20 protein-coding genes and 1 tRNA gene are annotated in these 23421 nt (G+C 69.2%); 13 read left to right on the forward strand and 8 right to left on the reverse strand.

Annotation, left to right across the window (positions count from 1 at the left end; all coding sequences use genetic code 11):
- Positions 1-20: 20 nt before the first annotated feature.
- Both MUN76_RS06405 and mftD read right to left on the reverse strand, forming a co-directional pair.
- On the reverse strand, positions 21-1454 hold the full coding sequence (locus tag MUN76_RS06405; protein ID WP_244688169.1) for a GMC family oxidoreductase: 1434 nt from the start codon (positions 1452-1454) through the stop codon (positions 21-23).
- 30 nt (positions 1455-1484) lie between these two features.
- Entirely contained in the window at positions 1485-2669 is a 1185-nt protein-coding gene (gene mftD, locus MUN76_RS06410) for a pre-mycofactocin synthase MftD (protein WP_244688171.1), read from the reverse strand.
- 239 nt (positions 2670-2908) lie between these two features.
- Between mftD and MUN76_RS06415 the strand changes: the two genes are divergently transcribed.
- The 4 genes from MUN76_RS06415 to MUN76_RS06430 all read left to right on the forward strand — a co-directional run bounded on the left by MUN76_RS06415 (position 2909) and on the right by MUN76_RS06430 (position 6816).
- On the forward strand, positions 2909-4465 hold the full coding sequence (locus MUN76_RS06415) for an aminotransferase class I/II-fold pyridoxal phosphate-dependent enzyme (protein WP_244688173.1): 1557 nt from the start codon (positions 2909-2911) through the stop codon (positions 4463-4465).
- A gap of 126 nt (positions 4466-4591) precedes the next feature.
- Positions 4592-5452: a hypothetical protein gene (locus MUN76_RS06420; protein ID WP_244688174.1), complete on the forward strand. Its 861-nt coding sequence runs from the start codon at positions 4592-4594 to the stop codon at positions 5450-5452.
- A gap of 113 nt (positions 5453-5565) precedes the next feature.
- Positions 5566-5985, forward strand: a complete 420-nt coding sequence (locus MUN76_RS06425) for a DUF6941 family protein (protein ID WP_244688176.1) — start codon at positions 5566-5568, stop codon at positions 5983-5985.
- Between the two features lie 63 nt (positions 5986-6048).
- Positions 6049-6816 carry an HAD-IIB family hydrolase gene (locus MUN76_RS06430; protein ID WP_244688178.1) on the forward strand — a complete coding sequence of 256 codons (768 nt, stop codon included), beginning with the start codon at positions 6049-6051 and terminating at the stop codon, positions 6814-6816.
- A gap of 92 nt (positions 6817-6908) precedes the next feature.
- Here MUN76_RS06430 and MUN76_RS06435 read toward each other — a convergent pair whose 3' ends face one another.
- Both MUN76_RS06435 and radA read right to left on the reverse strand, forming a co-directional pair.
- Complete coding sequence (locus MUN76_RS06435) at positions 6909-8405, reverse strand: malate:quinone oxidoreductase (protein WP_256451811.1); 1497 nt, start codon at positions 8403-8405, stop codon at positions 6909-6911.
- Positions 8406-8423: 18 nt separating this feature from the next.
- On the reverse strand, positions 8424-9758 hold the full coding sequence (radA, locus tag MUN76_RS06440) for a DNA repair protein RadA (RefSeq protein ID WP_244688179.1): 1335 nt from the start codon (positions 9756-9758) through the stop codon (positions 8424-8426).
- A gap of 86 nt (positions 9759-9844) precedes the next feature.
- Between radA and MUN76_RS06445 the strand changes: the two genes are divergently transcribed.
- From MUN76_RS06445 to MUN76_RS06475, 8 genes are all read left to right on the forward strand, one after another.
- A tRNA-Ser gene (locus tag MUN76_RS06445) sits at positions 9845-9935 on the forward strand.
- A gap of 218 nt (positions 9936-10153) precedes the next feature.
- Positions 10154-10279 carry a hypothetical protein gene (locus MUN76_RS15500; RefSeq protein ID WP_256451812.1) on the forward strand — a complete coding sequence of 42 codons (126 nt, stop codon included), beginning with the start codon at positions 10154-10156 and terminating at the stop codon, positions 10277-10279.
- A complete protein-coding gene (locus tag MUN76_RS06450) occupies positions 10276-10365 on the forward strand; it encodes a potassium-transporting ATPase subunit F (RefSeq protein WP_244688181.1) in 90 nt (29 codons plus the stop codon). The genes MUN76_RS15500 and MUN76_RS06450 overlap by 4 nt, the downstream gene beginning before the upstream one ends.
- Positions 10366-10412: 47 nt before the next feature.
- Positions 10413-12038: a potassium-transporting ATPase subunit KdpA gene (gene kdpA / locus MUN76_RS06455; RefSeq protein ID WP_429953352.1), complete on the forward strand. Its 1626-nt coding sequence runs from the start codon at positions 10413-10415 to the stop codon at positions 12036-12038.
- Positions 12039-12041: 3 nt separating this feature from the next.
- Positions 12042-14189: a potassium-transporting ATPase subunit KdpB gene (gene kdpB / locus MUN76_RS06460; protein ID WP_244688185.1), complete on the forward strand. Its 2148-nt coding sequence runs from the start codon at positions 12042-12044 to the stop codon at positions 14187-14189.
- A 26-nt stretch (positions 14190-14215) separates the two neighbouring features.
- Positions 14216-14830 carry a potassium-transporting ATPase subunit KdpC gene (gene kdpC / locus MUN76_RS06465; protein ID WP_244688187.1) on the forward strand — a complete coding sequence of 205 codons (615 nt, stop codon included), beginning with the start codon at positions 14216-14218 and terminating at the stop codon, positions 14828-14830.
- A gap of 2 nt (positions 14831-14832) precedes the next feature.
- Positions 14833-17328 carry a DUF4118 domain-containing protein gene (locus MUN76_RS06470; protein WP_244688189.1) on the forward strand — a complete coding sequence of 832 codons (2496 nt, stop codon included), beginning with the start codon at positions 14833-14835 and terminating at the stop codon, positions 17326-17328.
- Positions 17325-18017: a response regulator gene (locus tag MUN76_RS06475; protein WP_244688190.1), complete on the forward strand. Its 693-nt coding sequence runs from the start codon at positions 17325-17327 to the stop codon at positions 18015-18017. The genes MUN76_RS06470 and MUN76_RS06475 overlap by 4 nt, the downstream gene beginning before the upstream one ends.
- Before the next feature lie 45 nt (positions 18018-18062).
- Here the strand turns inward: MUN76_RS06475 and MUN76_RS06480 are convergent, their stop codons facing one another.
- Positions 18063-18347 carry a hypothetical protein gene (locus MUN76_RS06480; RefSeq protein WP_244688192.1) on the reverse strand — a complete coding sequence of 95 codons (285 nt, stop codon included), beginning with the start codon at positions 18345-18347 and terminating at the stop codon, positions 18063-18065.
- Between the two features lie 122 nt (positions 18348-18469).
- Between MUN76_RS06480 and MUN76_RS06485 the strand changes: the two genes are divergently transcribed.
- Positions 18470-19864, forward strand: a complete 1395-nt coding sequence (locus MUN76_RS06485; protein ID WP_244688194.1) for a class I SAM-dependent methyltransferase — start codon at positions 18470-18472, stop codon at positions 19862-19864.
- A 10-nt stretch (positions 19865-19874) separates the two neighbouring features.
- Here the strand turns inward: MUN76_RS06485 and MUN76_RS06490 are convergent, their stop codons facing one another.
- The 3 genes from MUN76_RS06490 to MUN76_RS06500 all read right to left on the reverse strand — a co-directional run bounded on the left by MUN76_RS06490 (position 19875) and on the right by MUN76_RS06500 (position 23178).
- Positions 19875-21611 carry a bifunctional 3'-5' exonuclease/DNA polymerase gene (locus MUN76_RS06490; protein WP_244688196.1) on the reverse strand — a complete coding sequence of 579 codons (1737 nt, stop codon included), beginning with the start codon at positions 21609-21611 and terminating at the stop codon, positions 19875-19877.
- A gap of 45 nt (positions 21612-21656) precedes the next feature.
- Entirely contained in the window at positions 21657-22505 is an 849-nt protein-coding gene (locus MUN76_RS06495; RefSeq protein WP_244688198.1) for an MOSC domain-containing protein, read from the reverse strand.
- An 85-nt stretch (positions 22506-22590) separates the two neighbouring features.
- Positions 22591-23178, reverse strand: coding sequence for a phosphorylase family protein (locus tag MUN76_RS06500; protein WP_244688199.1), 588 nt, complete (start codon positions 23176-23178; stop codon positions 22591-22593).
- Positions 23179-23421 lie beyond the last annotated feature (243 nt).

Here is a 23421-nt window from a genome sequence, read left to right on the forward strand (position 1 = left end):
TTCGTTCACACCGTAAAAAGTCAGACCAGTTCGCCGCTGCGGTACGCCGCGCTGAGCCGCTCGGCGAGCATCGCCACCGGGAGCTGCGTATTCGCACTCGGCACCTCGGGGAGGATCGAGGCGTCCCACACCGCCACGTCCTCGAGGCCGTGCACGTGACCGAGCTGGTCGACGACCGCCATCGGATCGTCCTCACGCCCCATCCGTGCCGTCCCGACCGCGTGGAAGTAGTCCCCGACGTACCTGGACAGCCAGTCCTCGTAGACCGCGTCGTCCTCGAGCGCTTCCAGCGGGGTCCCCACCTCGTCGATGAACGCGGTCTCGATGATCTCCTGGAACGCCGCCCCGGCGAGCACCCGCGCGGTCGCCTGCACGGCCTCCCGCATCGCGATGCGGTCCTGTGCGTCGTCGAGCATGCGCTCCTCCACCAGCGGCGGGGCGAACGGGTGCTCGGGGTTCAGCCGGAGCGAGCCCGCGGAGCGGGTGCGCATCACGGCCGCCATCAGGAGCCCGTGCGCGGGCGGGGTGCTCTGGAGGAGCTCGCCGTGAAGCGGCAGCAGGTGGAGATCACCCTCGCCGACCGACGAGGAGAGCCGCATGACAGCGCCGATGCACGGCCGCGCGGGATCGGGATCCCGGAACTCCGGTTTCATGGAGAAGTAGATGGACGCCGCCGGGTGATCCTGCAGCCCCTGCCCGATCCCCGGGAGGTCGATCCCGCTGCGGAGCAGAATGCACGGGGTCTCGAAGGTGCCCGCGCACAGGATCACCTTGTCGCCCCGGATCTCGGTGCCGTCCACGAGCCGCACGCCGCGGACGCGCCGGCCGTCGAGGAGCAGCCGGTCGACCTGGCTGTCGGGGCGGATCTCCAGGTTCGGGCGATCCCGCGCGGGATTCAGCCACAGTTCGAGAGAGGACTTCCGACCGGTCCGATCCGCGGTGCGGTAGAGCAGCGCGCTGCCGTCCTCAGGGGTGTAGGCGTCCACCGCGTCCGGCAGGCCGAGTTCGGCTCCCGAGCGCAGCAGAGCGCGGTCCACCGGGGTCTGCTCCGACTCCGTGGAGCGGGTGAGCGTCGGCTTCAGCTGGGCGAACCAGGGCTGCACCTGATCCCACGACCACCAGCGCAGGCCGTACCGCTCGGCGTAGTTGTCGTAGTCGAGCGGCAGCCCCGGGAGCGCCAGCATCGCGTTCGTCGAGGCCGATCCGCCCACCCCGCGGCCGCGCTGGTACAGCTTCGCCACCCCGCCCACCGTCTTCGAGGCGAGCAGATCGGGGTAGAAGGCGTCGCGATGCCCCAGCGCGTCGATCCAGTTCACCGACTGGAGCGCAGGATCGTGCCCGTTGTCCGGGCCGGCCTCCAGCAGGATCACCCGCCGGTCGGCGTCCTCCGACAGGCGCGCCGCGGCGGTGCACCCGGCGGTCCCGGCGCCGACGATGATGACCGTCTCTCCCATATTCACTCCCTCACTCGGTTCGTCGGTCGTCTACTGCGTCGGCGGGACGAAGAAGTCGCTGTTCATCACCATCAAGTCGTCGCGACTGAGGTCGTGGATCGAGCTCTTGCCGATGCCGAACATCGTCTCGCGGATGCCGTTCCGGAGAATATCGAGCACCTGGTACACGCCCTCCTCGCCCGACACCGCGAGGCCGTACAGGTACGCCCGACCGACGAACACCGCCTTGGCACCGAGGGCGAGGGTCTTCACGACATCGGATCCGCGGCGCACACCGCCGTCGGCCATCACGTCGATCTGGTCGCCCACGGCGTCCACGATGTAGGGGAGATAGCGCAGCGGCGACGGGCTGCCGTCAATGTTGTTTCCGCCGTGGTTCGAGACGGAGATGGCGTCGGCACCGAGGTCGACCGCCAGTTTGGCGTCGCGAATCGTGTTGATCCCCTTCACCATGAACTGTCCGCCCCAGAGATCACGGATCCACTTGATGTCGTCCCAGGTCGGGGCGGGCGTCCGTTCGAACTCCGCCCAGCCCACCCCGAACGTGGGGATGTCCGTCTTGTCGCGACCCCACAGGTTCGGTACCTTCACGTCCGGGATCCGGCCGTTGCGGAGGAAGTTCGAGAGGTAGCGCGGGCGGGCGAGCATCGACGGCCCGAACTGCATCATCGTCTTGAGGTCGATCTTCGACGGCGGCGCCGGGGGCACTCCCCAGTCACGGCGCGGGGTGTGCGACCAGTCGAGCGTCACGATGAGGGCCTTCGCCCCCTGCTCCTTCGCGTCGAGCACCCGCTTCTCGATCTGCTCCTTCGTCCCCACCCAGTAGAGCTGGAAGAAGACGTTCGAGTTCACCTCGAGCAGATCGGCGAGCGGATCGGTCGCCCAGGAGCTCAGGCCCATCGCGGTGCCGTGCCGCTCGGCGGCGCGGGCCGCGGCGACCTCTCCGCCGGGGTGCACGGCCTGCGCACCCACCGGCGAGACGATGACCGGGAAGTCGAGGTCCGCGCCGAGGATCCGGGTGCGCATGTCGAAGGTCGTGGGGCGATCGAAGATCGTCGGTGAGAACCCGAGTTCGCGGAACGCCTGCTCGTTGTCGGCAGGCGTCAGTCCCTGCTCGTTCCCCGCTTTGATCGCCAGCCAGACCGGCTTCGGCAGCCGGCGCTGCGCCATCCGCTCCGCTTCCGCGAGGTTCTTGAACGGGACTCGAGTCTTCATGTCGCTCCATCTCCATTGATCTGGTGGTCTCCCCCGGCACTGCCGGACCGGAATCCTGCTACCCTGCCGCGTCTCGGATCCGGATCTAATCCACGTTAGATTTCGGGGGTACATTGACCACTATCTACGATTAGTTAGAATATTTCAAGACGAACATTTAGAGTAAATGTATCTGAAATGTAACGATCGATAAACCTCGGAGCGCACCGGCGCATCCGATCGCAACGATGGAGTTGGAAATGCCGCCCACAGAATTCCGCCGCCCCACCCCTGCCCAGGACGAGACCCCCTACGCCACCGCCCTCGACGCCCATGCGCGCCGGGACACCCTCAACCTCATGGTCCCGGGTCACGGCGCCACGACCGACGGGCTCGCGGCCGAACTCGCCGAGTTCTGCGGCGAGCGCGCGCTCGCCATGGACATCCCGCCACTGATCGACGGCATCGACGTCGGCCCGGCGTCCCCCCTGGTGCAGGCGACGCGCCTCGCCGCACATGCGTGGGGCGCACGGCGCACCTGGTTCCTCGCGAACGGCGCATCCCAGGCGAATCGCATGGCGACGCTCGCGGTGGCCAGCCTCGGCATGGGCGGCACCGTCGTCGCGCAGCGGAGCGCGCATTCGAGCTTCATCGACGGCGTGCTCATCGGAGATCTCACGCCCCGGTTCGTGCTGCCGAGCATCGATCAGGACCGCGGGATCAACCACGGCGTCACCGCTGAGGCGCTCGACGCCGAGCTCCGTGCCGCTCGGGCCGATCGTGCGGAGGTCGCCGCGGTCTACATCATCTCTCCCAGCTACTTCGGGGCCGTCGCAGACATCCCAGCGCTCGCCCGAGTCGCGCACGAGCACGGCGTCCCCTTGATCGTCGACGGGGCCTGGGGATCGCACTTCGGCTTTCACCCGGAGCTGCCCGAGTCGCCCACGCGACTGGGGGCCGACCTCACCGTCTCCAGCACGCACAAACTCGGCGGGAGTCTGACGCAGTCGGCCATGCTGCACCTCTCCGACGGTCCCTACGCCGACGCTCTCGAACCGCTGCTCGAGCGCGCCTACATGCTCACCCAGTCGACGAGCGCGAGCGCGCTTCTGCTCGGCTCCCTGGACGTGGCGCGGCACGCCCTGACGCAGGGCACCGACGCTATCGGCGCCACGATCGCGCACCTCTCGGCGTTCCGGGAGCGCCTCCGCGCGGACGGCCGGTTCCCGATCATCTCGGACGGCTTCGGCGCCTTCCCGGACATCGTCGCGCACGATCCCCTGCGTGTCTCCATCGACGTCGCGAGCACCGGGCTCACCGGCCACCGGGTGCGCGACCTCCTCGGCTCCGAGTTCGGCATCTTCCTCGAGATCTCGACCGTGCACGCGATCGTGGTCTTCGTCGGGCCCGGCAAACTCCCCGACCTCACGCGGCTCGAGCGGGCGCTCGGCGCCATCGCAGACCGCGCTGCGGCCGCGTCCGACGCGACAGCGGCGGCGGCAGCGGAGCACGGGGCACCCCTCGCCATTCCCGAGCTGCCGTCGCCCGGGCCACTGTCCATGCGCCCGCGCAGTGCCTACTTCGCGCGCCACGAGACCGTCGATGCGGCCGAGGCCATCGGCCGCATCTCGGCGGACTCCCTGGCGGCGTATCCTCCGGGGATCCCGAACGTCATTCCCGGCGAGGAGATCACGGCGGCCACCGTCGGGTTCCTGCAGGCCGTGGCGGCCTCGCCGATCGGTTACGTGCGCGGAGCACTCGACGCGGCGGTGTCCCGCTTCCGCGTCGTCGCCCGCTCCGACGACGACGGGGTCTGAGTTCCGGCACGCGAGCGGATGAGCGCGCTCCGGTCTGCGGCTCGTGACAGGCTGGACGTGATCCGGCGCGCTCGATCCCACCCCCGTGCCGCGCCCGACCCGACGCACGCAGCACTGGAGGACCGCATGCCCGAACCCATCGCCGGCGTCGAGTATCTGGCTGCCCCTGACGGCCTGCCCGCCTTCGCGCAGGCGAACGGCCTCGTGTACACCCCGACAGCGGCTCCCCCGGCGCTCGGCGCGGGACTGTGGGAGCAGGCGTCGAACGGCACCGTGCGTGATCGGGTGAGCGGGCCCGGGTGGGAAGCCGGGCGGATCACCGGCGGCAACCGATCCGCCTCGCGCACGGAGCAGCGCGGCGGATGGACCGTCACCACCTCGGTGAGCGTCTCCACGCCGGAGCGCAGCATCGAGCTCGGCTACCTGGCGATCACCCTGCCGCGGCGGCTCCCCCAGATGATCCTCGACGCACGGTCCAACGACCGCGGGCCGTTCTCGAGTCTCCTGCACCGACCCCGGGGCGATCAGGTGCTCTCGCTCGAGGGTGACTTCGACCGTCACTTCCGCCTCTACGTACCGACCGGCTACGAGCGCGACGCGCTGTACGTCTTCACCCCCGACCTCATGGCCCTGTGCATCGACGAGACTGGCGACCTCGATATCGAGATCCGGGACGACCAGCTCATCGTGACGAAACCCGGCGGATTCGATCTGCACGCCCTCGCCACCTGGCAGCGCTTCGCGCACATCCGCGAGACCGTGGGTCGGCTGGCCTGGAACCAGACCGATCGCTACGTCGACGATCGAGCGCAGCCGCCCCGGCTGGGGTTCGACGCCGCCGGCCCGGGCGAGGTCGCGGCGGGCGGGCAGCGCCTGCGCAAGCGGGTGCCGCGGATCGTCTGGGTTGTGGTGGGCACCTTCGCCACGGTGCTGCTCGTGATCGGCGGGGTCGCGGCGGTCATCCTGTCGCAGATCTTCCTCCGCTGATCCCGGCCTGCTGGTGCAGGACCGCAGCACCCCGGCATCACCGACCCCGCATCCACGTCCACCGCCCAGCCGAACATGGCAGAGTGGACCCACGGACCGAACCGGAGGACCACGTGAAGATCGCCGCAGCATTCCTGGCCGACGCCGCGAACGTCCGCGAGGGCACCCTCGGGGTGCTCTCGGGCTTCATCAATACGATCAATCGTGACACCTACCCCGCCCCGCTCGGCGCCACGCTCGTGGTCGTCGTGGAGTACGACGAGAACGAGGCGCGGCGGGGCGATCCCGAGCGCACCTTCCGCGCCCGCTGCGAGCCCTCCGTCGGCGGCGCCGAGGTCTTCAGCCTCGAGGGCACGTTCAGCCTCGGCGGGGGCAATGACAGCTTCGGGTACATCCCGATGGTGTTCGCCCTCGCCGACGCGCAGGTGCCGATGCCCGGCAGCTACCGGATCATCTTCGAGGGCACCGGGCTCGCGCGGGTCGACGTGCGCTTCTACGCGAATGCGACCTCCCTGCCCGACTTCGACGAGTGATCGGGGCGCGTGCGCTCGGGTGGTGACCGGGGCGCGAGCGGCACCCCGTGAGAGACTGGTCGAATGACTGCTCTGCCGCGCCTCGTCGCGTTCGACCTCGACGACACCCTGGCCCCCTCGAAGTCCGCGGTCGACCCGCGAATGCTCCGCGCCTTCGCCGCACTGCTCGACCGCACCACCGTCGCCGTGATCTCCGGCGGCAACTTCGAGCAGTTCGAGACGCAGCTCGTCTCTCGACTCGACGGCATCGACGAGGCGTCGCTCGAACGCCTGCACCTGCTGCCGACGTGCGGCACCCGCTACGAGCGCCGGGAGCAGGGCGCGTGGCGCACGGTCTACCGCGAGCACCTCGATCCCGAGCAGCGTTCGGCCGCCCTCGCGGCACTCCGCGAGGAGGCTGAACGACTCGGGCTCTGGGAGACGTCGCCGTGGGGTGAGATCCTCGAGGATCGCGGCTCGCAGGTCACGTTCTCCGCGCTCGGGCAGCGTGCCCCGGTCGCCCCGAAGCACGCGTGGGATCCGGATGGCCGCAAGAAGAACGCCTTGCGCGCCGCGGTCGCTGCACGACTGCCCGAGCTGGAGGTGCGCAGCGGCGGATCCACCTCGGTCGACATCACGCGGCGCGGGATCGACAAGGCCTACGGCATGCGCAAGCTCGAAGAGCACACGGGGATCCCGCTCGACGACATGCTGTTCGTCGGAGACCGGCTCGACCCGGACGGCAACGACTACCCGGTGAAAGCGCTCGGGGTCGCCTGCCACGCCGTCACCGGCTGGGAGGACACGGCGGAGTTCCTAGAACAGCTCCTCGCGGACGGCTCCGCGCGGTAGGACGGGCACTGCGCGACCGCGCGGGATCGCGCGTGCCGCGCCGGCTCGACGGCACCGCTCCGAGGAGCCGCGCCGTCGCTCCCGAAACCGGGTCAGGCCGACTCGACCGCGCGTCGGCTCAGCCCGAGCACCTCGGACGTCGCCGCCAGCGAGGCGCGTGCCGCCTCGGGGTCGCCGTTGAGGCCGGTGCCGAGCGACGGCACCTGCGCGGTGAAGGTCTTGCTCCACTCGCCGGCGTACTGCTCGGGGAAGCACTTCTCGAGGACTCCGAGCATGGCGTACACCGCGGTGGACGCACCCGGCGAGGCGCCGAGGAGCCCGGCGATCGAGCCCTCGGCTCCGGTGATGACCTCCGTGCCGAACTGCAGGATGCCACCCTTCTCGGGGTCCTTCTTCATGACCTGGACGCGCTGGCCCGCGGTGATCATCTCCCAGTCCGCGGTGCGCGCCGTGGGCATGTACTCGCGGAGCGTGTTCATCTGCGTCTCGCGGCTCGCCATGAGCTCACCCGCGAGGTACTTCTCCAGCGACCACTGCGTCAGGCCGACCTTGAGCATCGGGCCGATGTTGTGGGCGCGGATCGAGCCCGGCAGATCCCACCAGGAGCCCTTCTTCAGGAAGTTCGGGCTGAACCCGGCGTACGGGCCGAAGAGGATGCTCTCCTTACCGTCGACGACCCGGGTGTCGAGGTGCGGCACCGACATCGGCGGCGCACCCACGGCGGCCTTGCCGTAGACCTTGGCCTTGTGCTGCGCCACGATCTCGGGGTTGTCGGTCTTCAGGAACTTGCCGCTGATCGGGAACCCGCCGAACCCGCTGATCTCGGGGATCTTGGACGACTGCAGCAGCGACAGCGCGCCGCCGCCCGCGCCGACGAACACGAACTTCGCGTTCACGACCTGCTTGCCGTAGCCGGCGAGGTTGCGCACGAACACGTCCCACGTGCCATCGGCCCGGCGCTTGAGCTTGCGCACCTGGTGGCCGAGGTGGAGCTTCGCTCCCTGGGAGACGAGGTAGTCGAAGAGCTGGTGCGTGACGGCGCCGAAGTCGACGTCGGTGCCGCTCTCGGAGCGGGTCGCGGCGAAGACCTCGTCCTTGGAGCGACGATCGACGAGGAGCGGGGCCCACTCGGCGATCTGCGCGGGATCGTCGCTGAACTCCATGTCGGCGAAGAGCGGCTCGTCCTTCAGGATCTCGAAGCGGCGACGCAGGTAGTCAACGTTCGCCTCGCCCCGCACGAACGTCATGTGCGGGGTCGGGTTGATGAAGGTCGAGGGGTCTCCGAGGATCCCCTTCTGCACGAGCGTCGACCACCACTGGCGGGAGAGCTGGAACTGCTCGTTGATGTCGATCGCCTTTGCAGGGGACAGGCTGCCGTCCGCGGCCTCGGGCATGTAGTTCAGCTCGCAGAGTGCCGCGTGGCCGGTGCCCGCGTTGTTCCAGGCGTTGGTGCTCTCGGTCGCCACCGCGGTGCGGGATTCGAAGACCTCGATCGACCAGTCCGGCTGCACCTGCTTGATCAGGGTGCCGAGGGTTGCGCTCATCACGCCGCCACCGATGAGGACGACATCTACCGTGTTTTTACTCACGATCCGCAAGTCTACCTCTCATTCGTTGCGTGCCAATCCAGCTGCGCCTCGCGCCTGGTGGAGCGTCTCGGCGCGCGCGTCGATGAGCGCGGTGTACCCCAGCCGCGTCGCCTCGCTCGAACGCTGCGCACCGCCGACGACCGGGCGGATCTCACCGGCCAGGCTGATCTCCCCGAACGCAGCAAGGTCGTGCGGGAGCGGCCGGTCGGAGATCGCCGAGAGAACCGCGAGGGCGATCGCCAGATCGGCCGCCGGCTCCGAGAGCTTGACGCCGCCGACCGTGGAGACGTACACGTCTTGATCGTGGAGGCGTGCCCCCACGCGGCGCTCGAGCACCGCGAGGATCATGGCGACGCGAGACGGGTCCACCCCGCTCGTCACGCGCCGCGGGTTCGGAGTGGCGCTCTTCGCCACGAGCGCCTGCACCTCGACCGGCAGCGCCCGGCGACCCTCCATCGCCACGGTGGCGCAGGTGCCGCTCACCGGGGCCGTCGTGCGACTCAGGAACAGCCCGCTCGGATCCGCGACCTCACTGATGCCCGCGCCCGTCATTTCGAAGCAGCCGATCTCGTCCGTCGGACCGTAGCGGTTCTTCAGGGTGCGGAGGAATCGAAGGGCCGACTGCCGGTCCCCCTCGAAGTGGCAGACGACGTCGACGAGGTGCTCGAGCAGTCGCGGGCCGGCCACTGAGCCGTCTTTCGTGACGTGGCCGACCAGGATCACGGGGGTGCCGCGCTCCTTCGCGACCCGGATCAGCGCCGCCGCGACCTCGCGCACCTGGGCGGGGCCGCCCGCGCCGCCGTCGACCTGGTCGCTCGCCAGGGTCTGCACGGAATCGACGATCACGAGCGCGGGATCGACCGCCTCGATGTGTCCGAGCACCGTGGCGAGGTCCGTCTCACTCGCCAGGTAGAGGGAATCGCGCAGCGACCCGGTGCGCTCCGCGCGCATGCGGATCTGCCCGGTCGACTCCTCACCGCTCACGTAGAGCACGCGGGCACCGGACGCGGCGCCCCGCGCGGCAGCATCGAGCAGCAGGGTGGACTTGCCGACCCCCGGCTCCCCCGAGAACAGGATCGCGGCGCCCGGCACCACACCCCCGCCCAGCACCCGGTCGAGCTCGCCGATGCCGGTGGGCTGGTGCCGCACCGCGTCGACCTGGAGATCGGTGATGGGACGCGCCTCGCGGCCCGCCGTCGGCGCAGCCGCTCGAGTCGTGCGCGCGAGTGTGGCCTTCGCGGCGCCGACCTCCTGCACGGTGCCCCACTGCTGGCACTCTCCGCACCGGCCGACCCACTTCGAGGTCTGCCAGCCGCACTCGGCGCAGGTGTATCCGCCACTCGTTTTTGCCATGGGGTGAGCCTAGCGGCGACCACCGACACGCGGGTTTCGCGGGCTCCAATTCGCAATCCGCGACCGAATCCTCTAGGCTTTTCCGCGGTGACGTGTCCGAGCGGCCGAAGGTGCAACTCTCGAAAAGTTGTGTAGGGTAACCCCCTACCGTGGGTTCAAATCCCACCGTCACCGCCACCAGAAACCCCCGCAGATCCCTCTCCAGCATTGGGATCGCGGGGGTTTCTTCGTTGCGGTTCGGTGACACCGCACCGCACCCAGGGCGCGAATCCAGGCACCTCTCGTAAGCAAACCGTGAGGGTCCGGGCGATCCCCGTATGGGTTCCGTGAGGACCCCGACATGCCGCGCCGCGGTGGTGTTTGATCAGGAACTGCGACCGACATCGGGTCGTGCGGTGAGCGATCCTGCTGCCGCGGTTCTCCGAATGGAGTTTGGTGTGCTTGACATCGTGTACGCGGTCGGCGTGATCGCATTGTTCGCCCTCTTGGGCCTGCTGGCCAAGGCGGTGGAGAAGCTGTGATCGTATTCGAGCTGCTCGCCGTCGGCCTCGGGATCGCGGCGATCGGCTATCTCGTGTTCGCGCTCGTGAAACCGGAGCGCTTCTGATGACCGGGGTGTACGCGCTCCTCGCCTTCGCCACCGTCGCCATCATCATGGGCGTGCTGTATCGCCCCTTCGGTGACTATATGGCGTGGGTCTATACCTCCCGCAGGGACTGGAAGGTCGAACGCGGGATCTACAAGATCATCGGCGTCGACGCGAGGTCCGAGCAGAGTTGGCAGGCGTACCTGCGCAGCGTGCTCGCGTTCTCCGCGATCGGGGTCCTGATCGTGTACGGCCTGCAGCGCCTCCAGCAGTGGCTGCCGTACTCTCTGGGCCTGACGGCTCCGTCGGAGCATCTGTCGTTCAACACGGCCGTGTCGTTCGTGACGAACACGAACTGGCAGTCCTATTCACCGGAGTCGACGCTTGGCTACACCGTGCAGTTCGCGGGCCTCGCAGTGCAGAACTTCGTGTCGGCCGCGGTGGGCATCGCGGTCGCGATTGCGCTGGTGCGTGGTTTCGCCTATCGGCGTTCGGGCACGGTCGGAAACTTCTGGGTCGACCTGATCCGCGGCACGCTGCGCATCCTGCTGCCCATCGCCGTGGTCGGTGCGATCGTGTTGATGATCGGCGGGGTGATCCAGAATTTCACTGGCTTCACCACCGTCACGACGATCACCGGGGCCACGCAGACGATCCCCGGCGGTCCGACGGCTTCGCAGGAGGCGATCAAGCTCCTCGGCACCAACGGCGGCGGGTTCTTCAACGCGAACTCGTCCCACCCATTCGAGAACCCCGCGGCGTGGACGAGTGTGTTCGAGGTCCTGCTGATGCTCGCCATCCCGTTCTCCCTGCCCCGCACGTTTGGGCGGATCGTGGGTGACAACCGTCAGGGATACGCAATCCTCTCGGTGATGGCGATCCTGTATGTGGCGTCGTTCAGCATCCTCACCGCGCTCGAATCCGCGGGAACGGGCACCGCCCCGGGCCTTGCGGGCGGGGCGATGGAGGGCAAGGAACAGCGGTTCGGGATCATCGGCTCCACCCTGTTTGCCACCACGAGCACCGGCACCTCCACCGGCGCAGTGAACTCGATGCACGACTCCTTCACCGCCCTGGGCGGGATGATGCCGATGCTCAACATGATGCTCGGCGAAGTCACCCCTGGTGGCGTCGGTTCCGGCATCTACGCCATCCTCATCCTCGCTGTGATCGCCGTGTTCATCTCCGGCCTGCTGATCGGCCGCACCCCGGAGTATCTGGGCAAGAAGATCGGTCCGCGCGAGATCAAGCTCGCCGCGCTCTACATCCTCGTGATGCCCACTCTGGTGCTCGTCGGAACGGCGCTGAGCTTCGCGATTCCCGGAATCCGGGAAGAAGTGGAGAGCACGTCGATTTGGAACCCCGGTATCCACGGCATGTCCGAGGTGCTGTACGCGTTCACCTCCGCGGCGAACAACAACGGTTCCGCATTCGCGGGTCTCACCGCGAACACTCCGTGGTTGAACACCGCGCTGGGCGTCGCGATGCTGCTGGGCAGGTTCGTACCGATCGTGTTCGTCCTCGCCCTGGCGGGCTCTCTCGCCGCTCAGGACAAGGTCCCGTCCACGTCCGGCACCCTCCCCACGCACCGTCCGATGTTCATCGGGCTGCTGACCGTGGTCACCGTTCTGGTGACCGCACTCACCTTCTTCCCCGTTCTCGCGCTAGGTCCGCTAGCGGAAGGGCTGATGTAACCCATGTCCACACTCACTGCGACGCACTCGTCGCCGACGTCCACTCACACCCGCACGACCGGGTTCTCCTGGAATCAGATCCGGGCGGCCATTCCCGGAGCATTCCGAAAACTCGATCCCCGGGAGCAGTGGCGCAACCCCGTCATGTTCCTGGTGTGGATCGGTGCGGCCTTCACGACGATCCTCGCCCTCGCGGAACCCGTGATCGGCGGACCCGCCGACTCGGGCGGAACGCGCGTACCACTCTCTTTCACCTGGGCCATCGCGGTCTGGCTGTGGCTGACCGTGCTCTTCGCGAACCTCGCCGAGTCGGTGGCGGAGGGCCGCGGCAAAGCGCAGGCCGAGACGCTCCGGAAGACACGCACGAGCACCCTGGCCAACCGACTGGACGACTATTATCCGGCGCCGGATCCCTCCGCGGAGTCCGTCGGCATCACCCAGGTCTCGTCCTCCGACCTCACGCTGGGCGACCTCGTGGTCGTCACCGCCGGCGAACTCATACCCGGTGACGGCGACATCGTCTGGGGCATCGCGTCCGTTGACGAGTCCGCCATCACCGGAGAGTCCGCCCCCGTGGTGCGCGAGTCCGGCGGCGACCGATCGGCGGTGACGGGCGGCACGCGCGTCCTCTCGGACCGGATCGTGGTGCGCATCACCTCCAAGCCCGGTGAGACGTTCGTGGATCGGATGATCTCCCTCGTCGAGGGCGCGGCACGGCAGAAGACGCCGAACGAGATCGCGCTGAACATCCTGCTCGCGTCACTGTCGATCATTTTCGTCGTCGTCGCGCTCACCCTGAACCCGATCGCGTCCTACGCGGCCGCCCCCGTGAGCGTCACCGTGCTGGTCGCGCTCCTCGTGTGCCTCATCCCCACCACCATCGGGGCGCTGCTCTCGGCCATCGGCATTGCCGGGATGGATCGGCTCGTGCAACGCAACGTCCTGGCGATGTCCGGGCGTGCGGTCGAAGCCGCAGGCGATGTGACGACGCTGCTGCTGGACAAGACCGGCACCATTACCTACGGCAACCGGCGCGCCAGCGCGTTCGTCCGCGTCGGCGGGGTGCAGGAGCAGGAGCTGGTCCGGGCCGCCGCGCTGTCGTCGCTGGCCGACCCGACCCCGGAGGGCGTGTCGATCGTGGACCTCGCCGAGCGTGAGCACGGAGAGGTCGATCGGAACACGACCGGGGAGATCGTCCCGTTCACGGCGCAGACCCGCATGTCGGGCCTGGACCTGTCCGATGGCACCCAGATTCGCAAGGGCGCAGGCTCTGCAATCATGGCGTGGTTGGAAGACGGTGGTGAACGGTTGCCGTCGTCGCTGGTCGCGGAGCTCAACGAATATGTCGAGCGCATCTCCCAGTCCGGCGGCACCCCGCTCGTCGTCGCCACCAAGGACGCGACCGGTGCGGGGCGTCTGCTCGGTGTGGTGCATCTCAAGGATGTTGTCAAGGAGGGGCTGCCGGCGAAGTTCGCCGAGATGCGCGCGATGGGCATCCGCACGGTGATGATCACCGGCGACAACCCTCTCACCGCTGCCGCGATCGCGAAGGAAGCCGGCGTCGACGACTTCCTCGCCGAAGCCACCCCGGAGGACAAACTCGCCTACATCCGTAAGGAGCAGGAAGGCGGGAACCTGGTCGCGATGACCGGCGACGGCACGAACGACGCACCCGCGCTCGCGCAGGCCGATGTCGGGGTCGCCATGAACTCCGGAACCTCGGCGGCGAAAGAGGCCGGCAACATGGTCGATCTCGACAGCGACCCCTCCAAGCTCATCGACGTGGTACGGATCGGGAAGCAGCTGCTGATCACCCGGGGAGCGTTGACCACGTTCTCGATCGCGAACGACCTCGCGAAGTACTTCGCGATCATCCCCGCCATGTTCATGGGAGTGTTCCCGCAGCTCGCCGCGCTGAACATCATGGGGCTGCACTCGCCGGCCTCGGCGGTGCTGTCGGCGATCATCTTCAACGCCATCGTGATCGTGTTCCTCATCCCGCTCGCCTTGCGCGGAGTGAAGTACCGGCCCGGGAACGCGTCCCGCATCCTCGGCCGCAACCTCGCCGTGTACGGGCTGGGCGGCGTGATCGCCCCCTTCATCGGGATCTGGCTGATCGACTTGCTCGTCCGCTTCATCCCCGGCTTCTGACACCCCTTCGGAAAGCAGAGAACATCATGAACACACAAGCTCGCGGAATCGGGCGCACCATCTGGGTCGCCACCCGAACCATGGCGCTGCTCACCGCCGCCCTCGGCGTCGGCTACACCCTCCTCATCACCGGTATCGGGCACGTCGCTCTCCCCGGCCAAGCCAGCGGGTCGATCATCACCAGCCAGGACGGGGACCCGGTCGGGTCATCACTGATCGGCCAGACCTTCACCGACGCGGACGGCAACCCGATTCCCGAGTACTTCCAGTCGCGGCCCTCCGCAGCCGGCGACGGGTACGACGGCGGCGCATCTTCAGGGTCCAACTACGGCCCGGAGAACGAGGATCTGATCGCTGCGATCAGTGAGCGCAAAGCTCAGATCGCGACGTTCAACGGTGTCCCGGAAGACGACGTTCCGGCCGACGCCGTAACCGCCTCCGCCTCCGGACTCGACCCGCACATCAGTCCCGCGTACGCGGAGATCCAGATCGCGCGAGTCGCGAGTGCTCGCGGGATCACGGAGCGCGAGCTTCGCGAGCTGGTCGCTGCGCACACGAATGCCCCGGACTTGGGATACTTGGGGGAGACCCGTGTGAACGTTCTCGAACTGAACCTCGCACTGGACGAGTGGGGAGACTAGCGATGCCCAAACGGGGACAGCTGCGAGTGCTGCTCGGGGCTGCCCCCGGCGTCGGCAAGACCTACACCATGCTCGAAGACGGCCGTCGGTTGCTCGGCGAGGGGAAGGACGTCGTCGTCGGGATCGTTGAGACCCACGGACGGAAGGTCACTGCGGCACTGGCCGACGGGATCCCCGAGGTTCCCCGTCTCCGAGTCGAGCATCGAGGAGTCACGCTCGAAGAGATGGATCTCGACGCGGTGCTCGAGCGCCGTCCCTCCATTGCCCTGGTGGACGAGCTCGCGCACACCAACGCCCCCGGTTCGCGGAACGAGAAGCGTTGGCAGGACGTCGACGAACTGCTCGCCGCGGGGATCGACGTCATCTCGACGCTGAACATCCAGCACATCGAATCCCTGAATGATGTGGTGGAGCAGATCACGGGAGTGCCCCAGCGGGAGACCGTGCCCGACAGCTTCCTCCGCGGTGCCGAGCAGATCGAACTCGTCGATCTCGCTCCGCAGGCGTTGCGGGACCGGCTCGACGGCGGATTCGTCTACCCCGCGGAACGCATCGACGCTGCCCTGTCGAATTACTTCCGGTTGGGGAATCTCACCGCGCTGCGTGAACTCGCGCTGATCTGGTTGGCCGATGAGGTCGACCAGGCTCTCAAGGGTTACCGGAAGGACCACGGGATCGATCGCACCTGGGAGGCGCGCGAGCGTGTGGTCGTCGCGCTCACCGGAGGTGCGGAAGGAGAGACGCTCCTCCGGCGAGGCGCCCGCATCGCCGCGCGCTCCGCGGGCGGCGAGCTCGTCGCAGTCCACATCACCAGTCAGGACGGTCTCCGGACGGGGAATCCCGCCGCGCTCGCCCAACAGCGCGCACTCGTGGAACAGCTCAACGGCACCTTCCATCAGGTGATCGGGGACGACGTTCCGACGTCGCTCGTCGAGTTCGCCCGCTCGGTGAATGCCACGCAGCTGGTCTTGGGGGCGAGCCGGCGAGGCCGACTCGCCGGAGCACTCACGGGTGCCGGGATCGGCGCCACCGTGGTTCGCGAGTCCGGCGACATCGATGTGCACATGGTCAATCATGCGGCCGCAGGAAGACGGTTCACCCTGCCACCCCTCACCGGTGCCCTGACTCGAAAGCGCCGCCTCCTGGGCCTTGCGGTGGCCCTGATCGGCGGTCCGGTGCTGACGGGCCTGCTCAGCGCGTTCCGGAGCGAGGACTCCATCACCACCGACGTCCTCGCGTATCAGCTGCTCGTCGTCATCGTCGCGCTCGTCGGCGGCATCTGGCCGGCGCTCTTCGCCGCGGTCCTCTCCGGTGTCACCCTCGACTTCCTGTTCATCGAGCCGCTGTACACGATCCATATCCACCAGACCCACCACTTGCTGTCGCTCGTGCTGTACGTCATCATCGCGAGCCTCGTCAGCGTGATCGTCGATCGGGCCGCGCGCACCACCCGTGCCGCACGACGTTCGGCGGCCGAATCCGAGCTCATCCAGACGATCGCCGGAAGTGTGCTCCGGGGCGACAACGCCATCCAGGCGCTGATCGATCGCACCCGGGAGGCGTTTCAGCTGCCCGGTGTGCTCCTCGTCAGAGACGGCGAGGTGCTCGCGTCCGCGGGGGAGCCGCTGCCGGACGGCCGTCACGCCAGCATTCGGGTGACGGACGACACCGCACTCGAGCTCCACGGCCCCGACCTCGCCGCTTCTGAACAGCGACTGCTCGCCGTCGTCGCCGCGCAGCTGACCGCCGCCATCGAACACGAGCACCTCACGCAGACCGCCCGGCAGATCGAGCCCCTCGCCGCGTCGGATCGGGTGCGAGGCGCGCTCCTGTCCGCACTGAGCCACGACCTGCGCCGCCCCATCGCTGCGGCGGCCGCGGCCGTGGGCGGGCTCAAGACCGCGGGCCCGCGCCTCGCACCGGCGGATCGAGCAGAGCTCCTCGAAACCGCGGATGAGAGCCTCACCTCGCTCGCCACACTCGTGACCGATCTCCTCGACGTCAGCCGGTTGCAGGCCGAGGTGCTCACGATCGCCGACATTCCCACGGACCCCGGGGAGACCATCGCGCCCGCCCTCGATGAACTGCAGTTGGGTCCCACCGACGTGACTCTGGCCCTCCATCACGACAGCACGCTCGTCCGGGCGGACCCCGTCCTGCTCCAGCGCGTGCTCGTGAACCTCCTCACCAACGCCGCCCGGTTCTCACCGGCGGGGGTGCCGATTCACGTGAGCACGAGCACCTTCGGCGATCGTCTCGAGATCCGCATCGTCGATCGCGGGCCGGGGATTCCGACGGAGAAGCGCGACGACATGTTCCTGCCGTTCCAGCGGTTGGGCGACACCGACAACACCACCGGGCTCGGGCTCGGGCTCGCGCTGTCGCGCGGATTCGTGGAGGCCATGCACGGCACGCTCACGCCGGAGGACACCCCGGGCGGCGGCCTCACCATGGTCATCTCGCTTCCCACCACCCACTCGAGCCAGGAGACACCATGAGAATCCTCATCGCCGATGACGATCCGCAGATCCTTCGCGCGCTCCGCATCACGCTCACGGCCAAGGGGTACGAGATCCTGACGGCGGCGGACGGCGTGCAGGCGATCTCGGCCGCCATCGAGGAGCATCCCGATCTCTTCCTCATCGACCTCGGCATGCCGAAACTCGACGGGATCGACGTGATCCACAGCATCCGCGGCTGGTCGCAGGCCCCGATCCTCGTCGTCTCGGGCCGCGCGGGGGCCGCCGACAAGGTCGAGGCCCTCGACGCGGGGGCCGACGACTACATCACCAAACCCTTCGCGATCGAGGAGCTGCTGGCGCGGATCCGCGCGCTGACGCGGCGCGTCGCCCAGGAGGACCCCTCACCGGTTGTTCGATTGGGCGGGGTCACGATCGATCTCGCGGCGCACAGTGTGACCCGGGAGACGCCCGACGGCATCAAGCAGATCCGCCTCACCCCCACGGAGTGGCAGTTCATCGAGATCCTCATCCGCAACGCCGGCAAGCTCGTCACCCGGCAGACGATCCTGACCAGCATCTGGGGCACCGAGCACGCCGAAGACACCGGCTACCTGAGACTGTACGTCTCGCAGCTGCGGCGCAAGCTCGAGGCGGATCCCGCGAACCCGGTGCATCTGCTCACGGAGCCGGGAATGGGGTACCGCCTGGAGGGTGTGGCCGTGTAGCCACGGCGCCTCCAGCCGACACCCCTCCGCCCGGCGGCGTGCCGGCTAGCCCCGCACCGAGACCGTGAACTTCCAGACGTTCGGGCCCACGCGGTTGCCGTTCGCGTCCGTGTCGTAGAAAATGAAGCACTGGCTGGATCGGGTCCACGACGAGTTCATGGTCAGGCGCTTCGTGTTGCACGCCGAGAAGGTCTCGAAGTCGGTCTCGTAGAGATAGGTGTATCCGGCCGCTTCAGCGGGGGCCGGGGGCGCCGCGGCGACGCTGAGACCGCCCAGAGCGAGTGCGCAGGCGGCCGTCACGGCCGCGGCCTTCCGACGAGTCTTGAACATCGTGGCAACTCCTTCATCTGATGTACGGATGGTGTCTTCCACACAACCAGGCGACCCGGAGACCCGTCAAACGACCGCCCGCCCCCTTTCCCTCGACGCGCAGGCTCGCTACACTTCAGCCCGTGTGGGAATCTGTGAAACGACTCTTCGGGGGTGTCGAGCAGCCGACGAGCCCCGCCGCCGCGATCCCGACCGCAGTGGATCAGCTCCCCGAGGACGACGACCTCCCCCGATTCCTGAGTGATCTCACCACACGACTGCACACCGATTCGGCCAACGGTCGATCGGGGTACGAGCCACCCCCGATCTCCCTCGCGCACCGACTGAATGGAGGCTCGGATCCCGGCATCGCACGCTACTACGCGGGGATCCTGACCCGACAGGCACTCCCGGACCACGCGCGCATCCTCGACCTGGGCTGCGGCTACGGGCGGATCGCGCTCGAGCTCGCGACGCGGCTCACTCCGGAGCAGCAGTACATCGGCCTGGATCCGCACGCCGACGCCGTTGCGTGGGCCTCGGCGAACATCACCCCGGCGCATCCCAATCTCACGTTCGCCCGCGTCGACATCGAGAGCCAGGTCTACAACGCGGAGGGGACGATCGACGGCGCGCAGTACCGATTCCCGTTCGCAGACGCCAGTCTCGACCTCGTGACCCTGATCTCGGTGATGACGCACGTCGATTTCGGGACCGTCACCGCCTATGTTCGAGAAGCCGCGCGCACCCTCGCGCCGACGGGCCGACTCGTTGCGACGTTCTTCCTCCTCGACGACGAGGTGGATCGGCTGCTCGCCGAGGGGCGCTCGGAGTACACCATGCGCTGGCCGCACGGCCCGAGCCGGGTCGAGGACGCGAGCTCCCCCGAGCTCGCCATCGCGCACCCCCGTGCACTCGTGCTCCGAGCGCTCCGCGACGCCGGGTTCGCGGAGCCCGAGGTCGCCCATGGACACTGGAGCGGACGCCCGGACTGCGGTCCGATGGACTATCAGGATCTGATCATCGCGCCGCGAAGTCCCGCTGCGGCGCGATCGGCCGAGACCGCCGTCGCGACGGCGTCACCGGTGATCGATCCGGCAGCCGTGCAACGCGCCGCGGACCGGCTGCGCCGCGCCGGCATCACCTCCGGCCGCGCGGCCTCCGACCTGCTCACGTGGGCCAACCCGGTCGTGCTCAACGCCCTCTGGTGGCAGGATCGCGGCCTCGATCTGGCCCTCATCCGCGGCGATCGGCTCGAGCCCGTCGCGTTCGCCTTCCCGGCCTGCCGCGCACTCGGCTTCGACGTGCACGTCCCGGAAGAGGTCGGCCCGGATTTCACCGCGGTGAGCCCGCACGATCTCCTCGGCCTCATCGTCGACGCGGGGCAGGCCGCCACCCCGGAGGCTCTGCTGGCGTGCGCGGTCGAGGTTGCCGAGCACGGCTTCCGGATCCGCACGGCACTGGAGCACGGTGATCGAATAGTGCTGGTCGGTGCGGAGGCCTCTCCCCGCACGGCGCCGCTTCCCCCGGTGGTCTGACAGCCGCGCCTCACCCCTTCCCCGAGCGCTCCGAGATGCGCAGGTCGAGGGGAAAATCGACGGGGATCTCGCCGAACAATCGCCGCCCGGCGGTGATCGCGGCCGCCCGCACCGCCTCCGCCGCGGCCTCGGCGCGCTCGACCGGTGCGTGCACGATGATCTCGTCGTGCAGAAAGAAGACGAGGTGCGGCCGCCGCTCGAACACCGGCCCGGAGGCGGGCGCCGCGACCGGGCCGGGATCGATCTCCGCGAGCCGCAGCCGCAGCTCCGCCAGCCACGCGAGCGCCCACTCGGCGGCGGTGCCCTGCACCACGAAGTTCCGCGTGAATCTGCCGTACTCGCGGGCAGCTCGGCGGGCGCGCTCCTCGTCCCGCGACGTGGCCGAGGGCAGGCTCGCGCGCGCCTGCAGTTCACGCCACTCGGGGCCGGGCTCGGGCGACGAGCGGCCGAGCCACGTCGACACCACCCCGCCCTGCTCTCCCACCTCGGCGGCGTGGTCGACGAGCCGCATCGCCGCGGGGAAGCTGCGGCGCAACCGGGGCACGAGCCGCCCGCTGTCTCCCGTGGTCGAGCCGTACATCGCGCCGAGCACCGCGATCTTGGCCTCGTCCCGGGTGGCGACCGCACCGCTCGCGACGACCCCGGCGTAGAGGTCGGTGCCGGATCCGGCCGCGGCCATCGCGCGGTCCCCCGCCATCGCCGCGAGCACCCGCGGTTCGAGCTGCGCGACGTCGGCGGTGATGAGGGTCCAGCCGGGATCCGCGCGGAGCGCCGTCCGCAGCTGACGGGGCAACTGCAGCGCCCCGCCCCCGCTCGATGCCCAGCGTCCGGTGACCACTCCTCCGGGCACATACACGGGACGGTAGCGGCCGTCGCGCACCCACTCGTCGATCCAGGCCCAACCGTTCGCGGTGAAGAGGCGCGCGAGCTTCTTGTAGTGCAGGAGCGGGGCGATCACGGGGTGCTCGTGCTCCGCCAGCTCCCAGCGCGACGTCGACCCGACGTCGACCCCGGCGGCGCGCAGCGCGCGCAGCAGCTTCGGCGGCGAGTCCAGGCTCGCTCGAGGATCGCCGAGCGCCGCGCGCACCTCGGCACCGACCTCGACCATGCGGGCTGGCTTCTCCCCCGTCGCGGGGCGCGGGCCGAGCGTCTCCCGCAGGAGACGATCGTGCTCCGCGGCATCCCAGGGTACCCCGGCCGCCTCCAATTCGGCGGCGACGATCGCGCCGGCCGATTCCGCGGCGAGCAGCAGCTGCAGACGCGCCGGTGCGTGCGCCGCGGCCAGTGCGGCCCGCTGGCGTGCGAACTCGGCCAGCGCCGCGTCCACCCCGTGCGGCACGGAGCGCGTCGACTCCGCCGGATCCTCGAGCTCGAAGAGCATCGGCGCGGACGTCGGCTCGGCCGGTGCCGTCGCGCCCGCCTCCCACTCGACGGCCGCGCGCAGCGGCGCGGGATCCCGCACCAGCTCTGAGCGCTGCAGGATCGCGTGACTCAGCCGCAGATCGTGGCAGCGCTCGACCCGCACCCCGGCCGTGAGCAGCGGCGGCAGCCAGGAGGCGGTGTCGCTCCACACCCAGCGCGGCGCCCCGCCGGCCTCCCGCTCGGCGATCCAGCCGGGGAACTCCTCCTTGGAGAGGGTCACCGACCCCGCACCGTCCGCGAGGTCGAGGGCTTCGACTGCGCCCCCGGCAGTACGCCCCAGCACGCACCAGCGCACCTGCGCGAACGGAGGCTCCGCTGCAGTCACGAGCCGCGCCTTGCTCGCGGGATCGACGCCGGGCGCCGCATCGGCCTAGGCATGGGCTGCGGGCGCGCCGATCCTGACCTCGTCGCCGAGCCGGATCGTGCCCCCGGTGCCGTCGCCACCATCGCCACCATCGGGGCCACCAGTGCCACCGGGGAGCAGCAACCGGCCGAGCGTGGGTTGCGCCTGCCCGACCTCACTCTTCAGTCCGGTGAGCACGGGGACGTCGCGCACGCCGGTATCGGGGTTCGCGTGCGTCGCGAGGCACCGCACGATCGGCCCCTCCGTGCGGAATTCGACGTTGCCGAACCCCACGGCGCCCTCCCACGCGAGCTCCTGCCAGGCGTCGATCCCGTCGACGACGACGTTGGACCGGAACCGCCGACCGTCGACCTCGGCGCCCATCGCCGCCTCGAGCGCTGCGACACTCGCGCGGCTGTGCACGGACACGAACCCGCGGGCGCGGTCTTGGAAGCGGGAGGTCACCCCGTCGCCGACGAGCACGAGCGGCAGCCGGCCCGGCCCGCCGAGCCGCCGGCCCTCCGGAGATGCGAGCACGAACTCGGTGACGGCGCCGACGAGCTCGGCTCGCCCCGCGTCGTCCAGCCCCGCCTCCACCAGTTCCGCACCCTGGTGAGTGATCCGGACCCGCAGACGCGCGTCGTCATACGCGAGCCGCAGAGCCGCGAGCGCCGGGAAGTCCTGGAGCGACAGGCCCTTCGACTTGGGCCAGTACTCGAGGCCGTCGCGGATCTCCGGGGTCGCCGCCCGCGCGAAGCGGAAGGCGAGCACACGGTCTCCGGCGATCCTGCCGTCCGCCTGGACCTCGAGCGACTCGCGGGGCTCGGCGGTGAAGCCCTTGACGGGATAGCGGATGAGTTCGACGACCTGGGGCATACGAACATCTTGCCCTACCGCGCGCGTGGTCGGCTCACGCGCGCGCCTCGGCCCACGTGCCTCGGCTCACGCCCGACGCGGGCCGTCAGGCGAGCCGCTTCTCCCAGAACTCGCGGAGCTGCTCACTCTTGCGGAACACGATGGTGTCCCACTCCTCGTCCGTCGTCGAGCTGTCCGCGAAGTCGGAGGGGATCTTGAAGAGCTGCAGCGGCACGTCGAAGCGCTCGCAGATCGCGGCGTACGCGTAGGCCTCCATATCTACGAGCCCGGCTCCGAGGCCCTGGATGTGGGTACGCTGCGCGTCGTCCTTCACGAACACGTCGCCGGTGGCGAGGGTGGCGGTGCGATCCGGCAGCACCACGTCACCCGCGGGGCGCAGCTCGGGTGAGGGCAGTGAGAAGTCGTGCTGCACCACTCCCGTGACCTGGTACACCGTGTCGAGATCGAGCCGATCCTCGCCGTCGCCGACCACCCCGGCGGTCCCGAGCACCACGACCCGCGCCACGTCCCCGGCGGCGAGCGCACCGGCGAGCGACGACGCCGCATTCACCTTGCCGACCCCGGTCACGAGGTGCGGCACATCGGCGAACGCCGTGGCCTCGTCGCGGTGCGCGAACACCAGGAGGGTCGGGGCCGGCAGATTCGGGACGAACGCGGTCGGGTTCGACGGCATGCGGCAGCTCCAATGTTCGGAGGGCGGGAAAAGAAATTCGATTCAAGCCTAGCGCTCCGACGGAATCTCACGTATGCTGATCAGTTGAGTTCACTGGTGAGGTGCGTGACTCCGCCCATGGATGGGCCGGACCACTCTTACTCCGCACGATCGCAACAGAAACTCAGCGCCACGGGCTTGATTCCACGGTCTGTTCATCCGACAGTCGCCCGGCAGGCAATTCGGTGCGCGCAATCCGCGTGC

This window comes from Leucobacter rhizosphaerae (assembly GCF_022919175.1).
Lineage (GTDB): Bacteria > Actinomycetota > Actinomycetes > Actinomycetales > Microbacteriaceae > Leucobacter > Leucobacter rhizosphaerae.

Excerpts from the sequence above, each read along its gene's own strand:
- radA (WP_244688179.1), bottom strand. The coding sequence starts at position 9,758 with ATGGCAAAAACGAGTGGCGGATACACCTGCGCCGAGTGCGGCTGGCAG.
- MUN76_RS06405 (WP_244688169.1), bottom strand. The coding sequence starts at position 1,454 with ATGGGAGAGACGGTCATCATCGTCGGCGCCGGGACCGCCGGGTGCACC.
- kdpC (WP_244688187.1), top strand. The coding sequence starts at position 14,216 with ATGAACACACAAGCTCGCGGAATCGGGCGCACCATCTGGGTCGCCACC.
- MUN76_RS06420 (WP_244688174.1), top strand. The coding sequence starts at position 4,592 with ATGCCCGAACCCATCGCCGGCGTCGAGTATCTGGCTGCCCCTGACGGC.
- MUN76_RS06470 (WP_244688189.1), top strand. The coding sequence starts at position 14,833 with ATGCCCAAACGGGGACAGCTGCGAGTGCTGCTCGGGGCTGCCCCCGGC.
- MUN76_RS06500 (WP_244688199.1), bottom strand. The coding sequence starts at position 23,178 with ATGCCGTCGAACCCGACCGCGTTCGTCCCGAATCTGCCGGCCCCGACC.
- MUN76_RS06415 (WP_244688173.1), top strand. The coding sequence starts at position 2,909 with ATGCCGCCCACAGAATTCCGCCGCCCCACCCCTGCCCAGGACGAGACC.
- MUN76_RS06475 (WP_244688190.1), top strand. The coding sequence starts at position 17,325 with ATGAGAATCCTCATCGCCGATGACGATCCGCAGATCCTTCGCGCGCTC.
- MUN76_RS06430 (WP_244688178.1), top strand. The coding sequence starts at position 6,049 with ATGACTGCTCTGCCGCGCCTCGTCGCGTTCGACCTCGACGACACCCTG.
- kdpA (WP_429953352.1), top strand. The coding sequence starts at position 10,413 with ATGGGCGTGCTGTATCGCCCCTTCGGTGACTATATGGCGTGGGTCTAT.
- MUN76_RS06480 (WP_244688192.1), bottom strand. The coding sequence starts at position 18,347 with ATGTTCAAGACTCGTCGGAAGGCCGCGGCCGTGACGGCCGCCTGCGCA.
- MUN76_RS06495 (WP_244688198.1), bottom strand. The coding sequence starts at position 22,505 with ATGCCCCAGGTCGTCGAACTCATCCGCTATCCCGTCAAGGGCTTCACC.
- mftD (WP_244688171.1), bottom strand. The coding sequence starts at position 2,669 with ATGAAGACTCGAGTCCCGTTCAAGAACCTCGCGGAAGCGGAGCGGATG.
- kdpB (WP_244688185.1), top strand. The coding sequence starts at position 12,042 with ATGTCCACACTCACTGCGACGCACTCGTCGCCGACGTCCACTCACACC.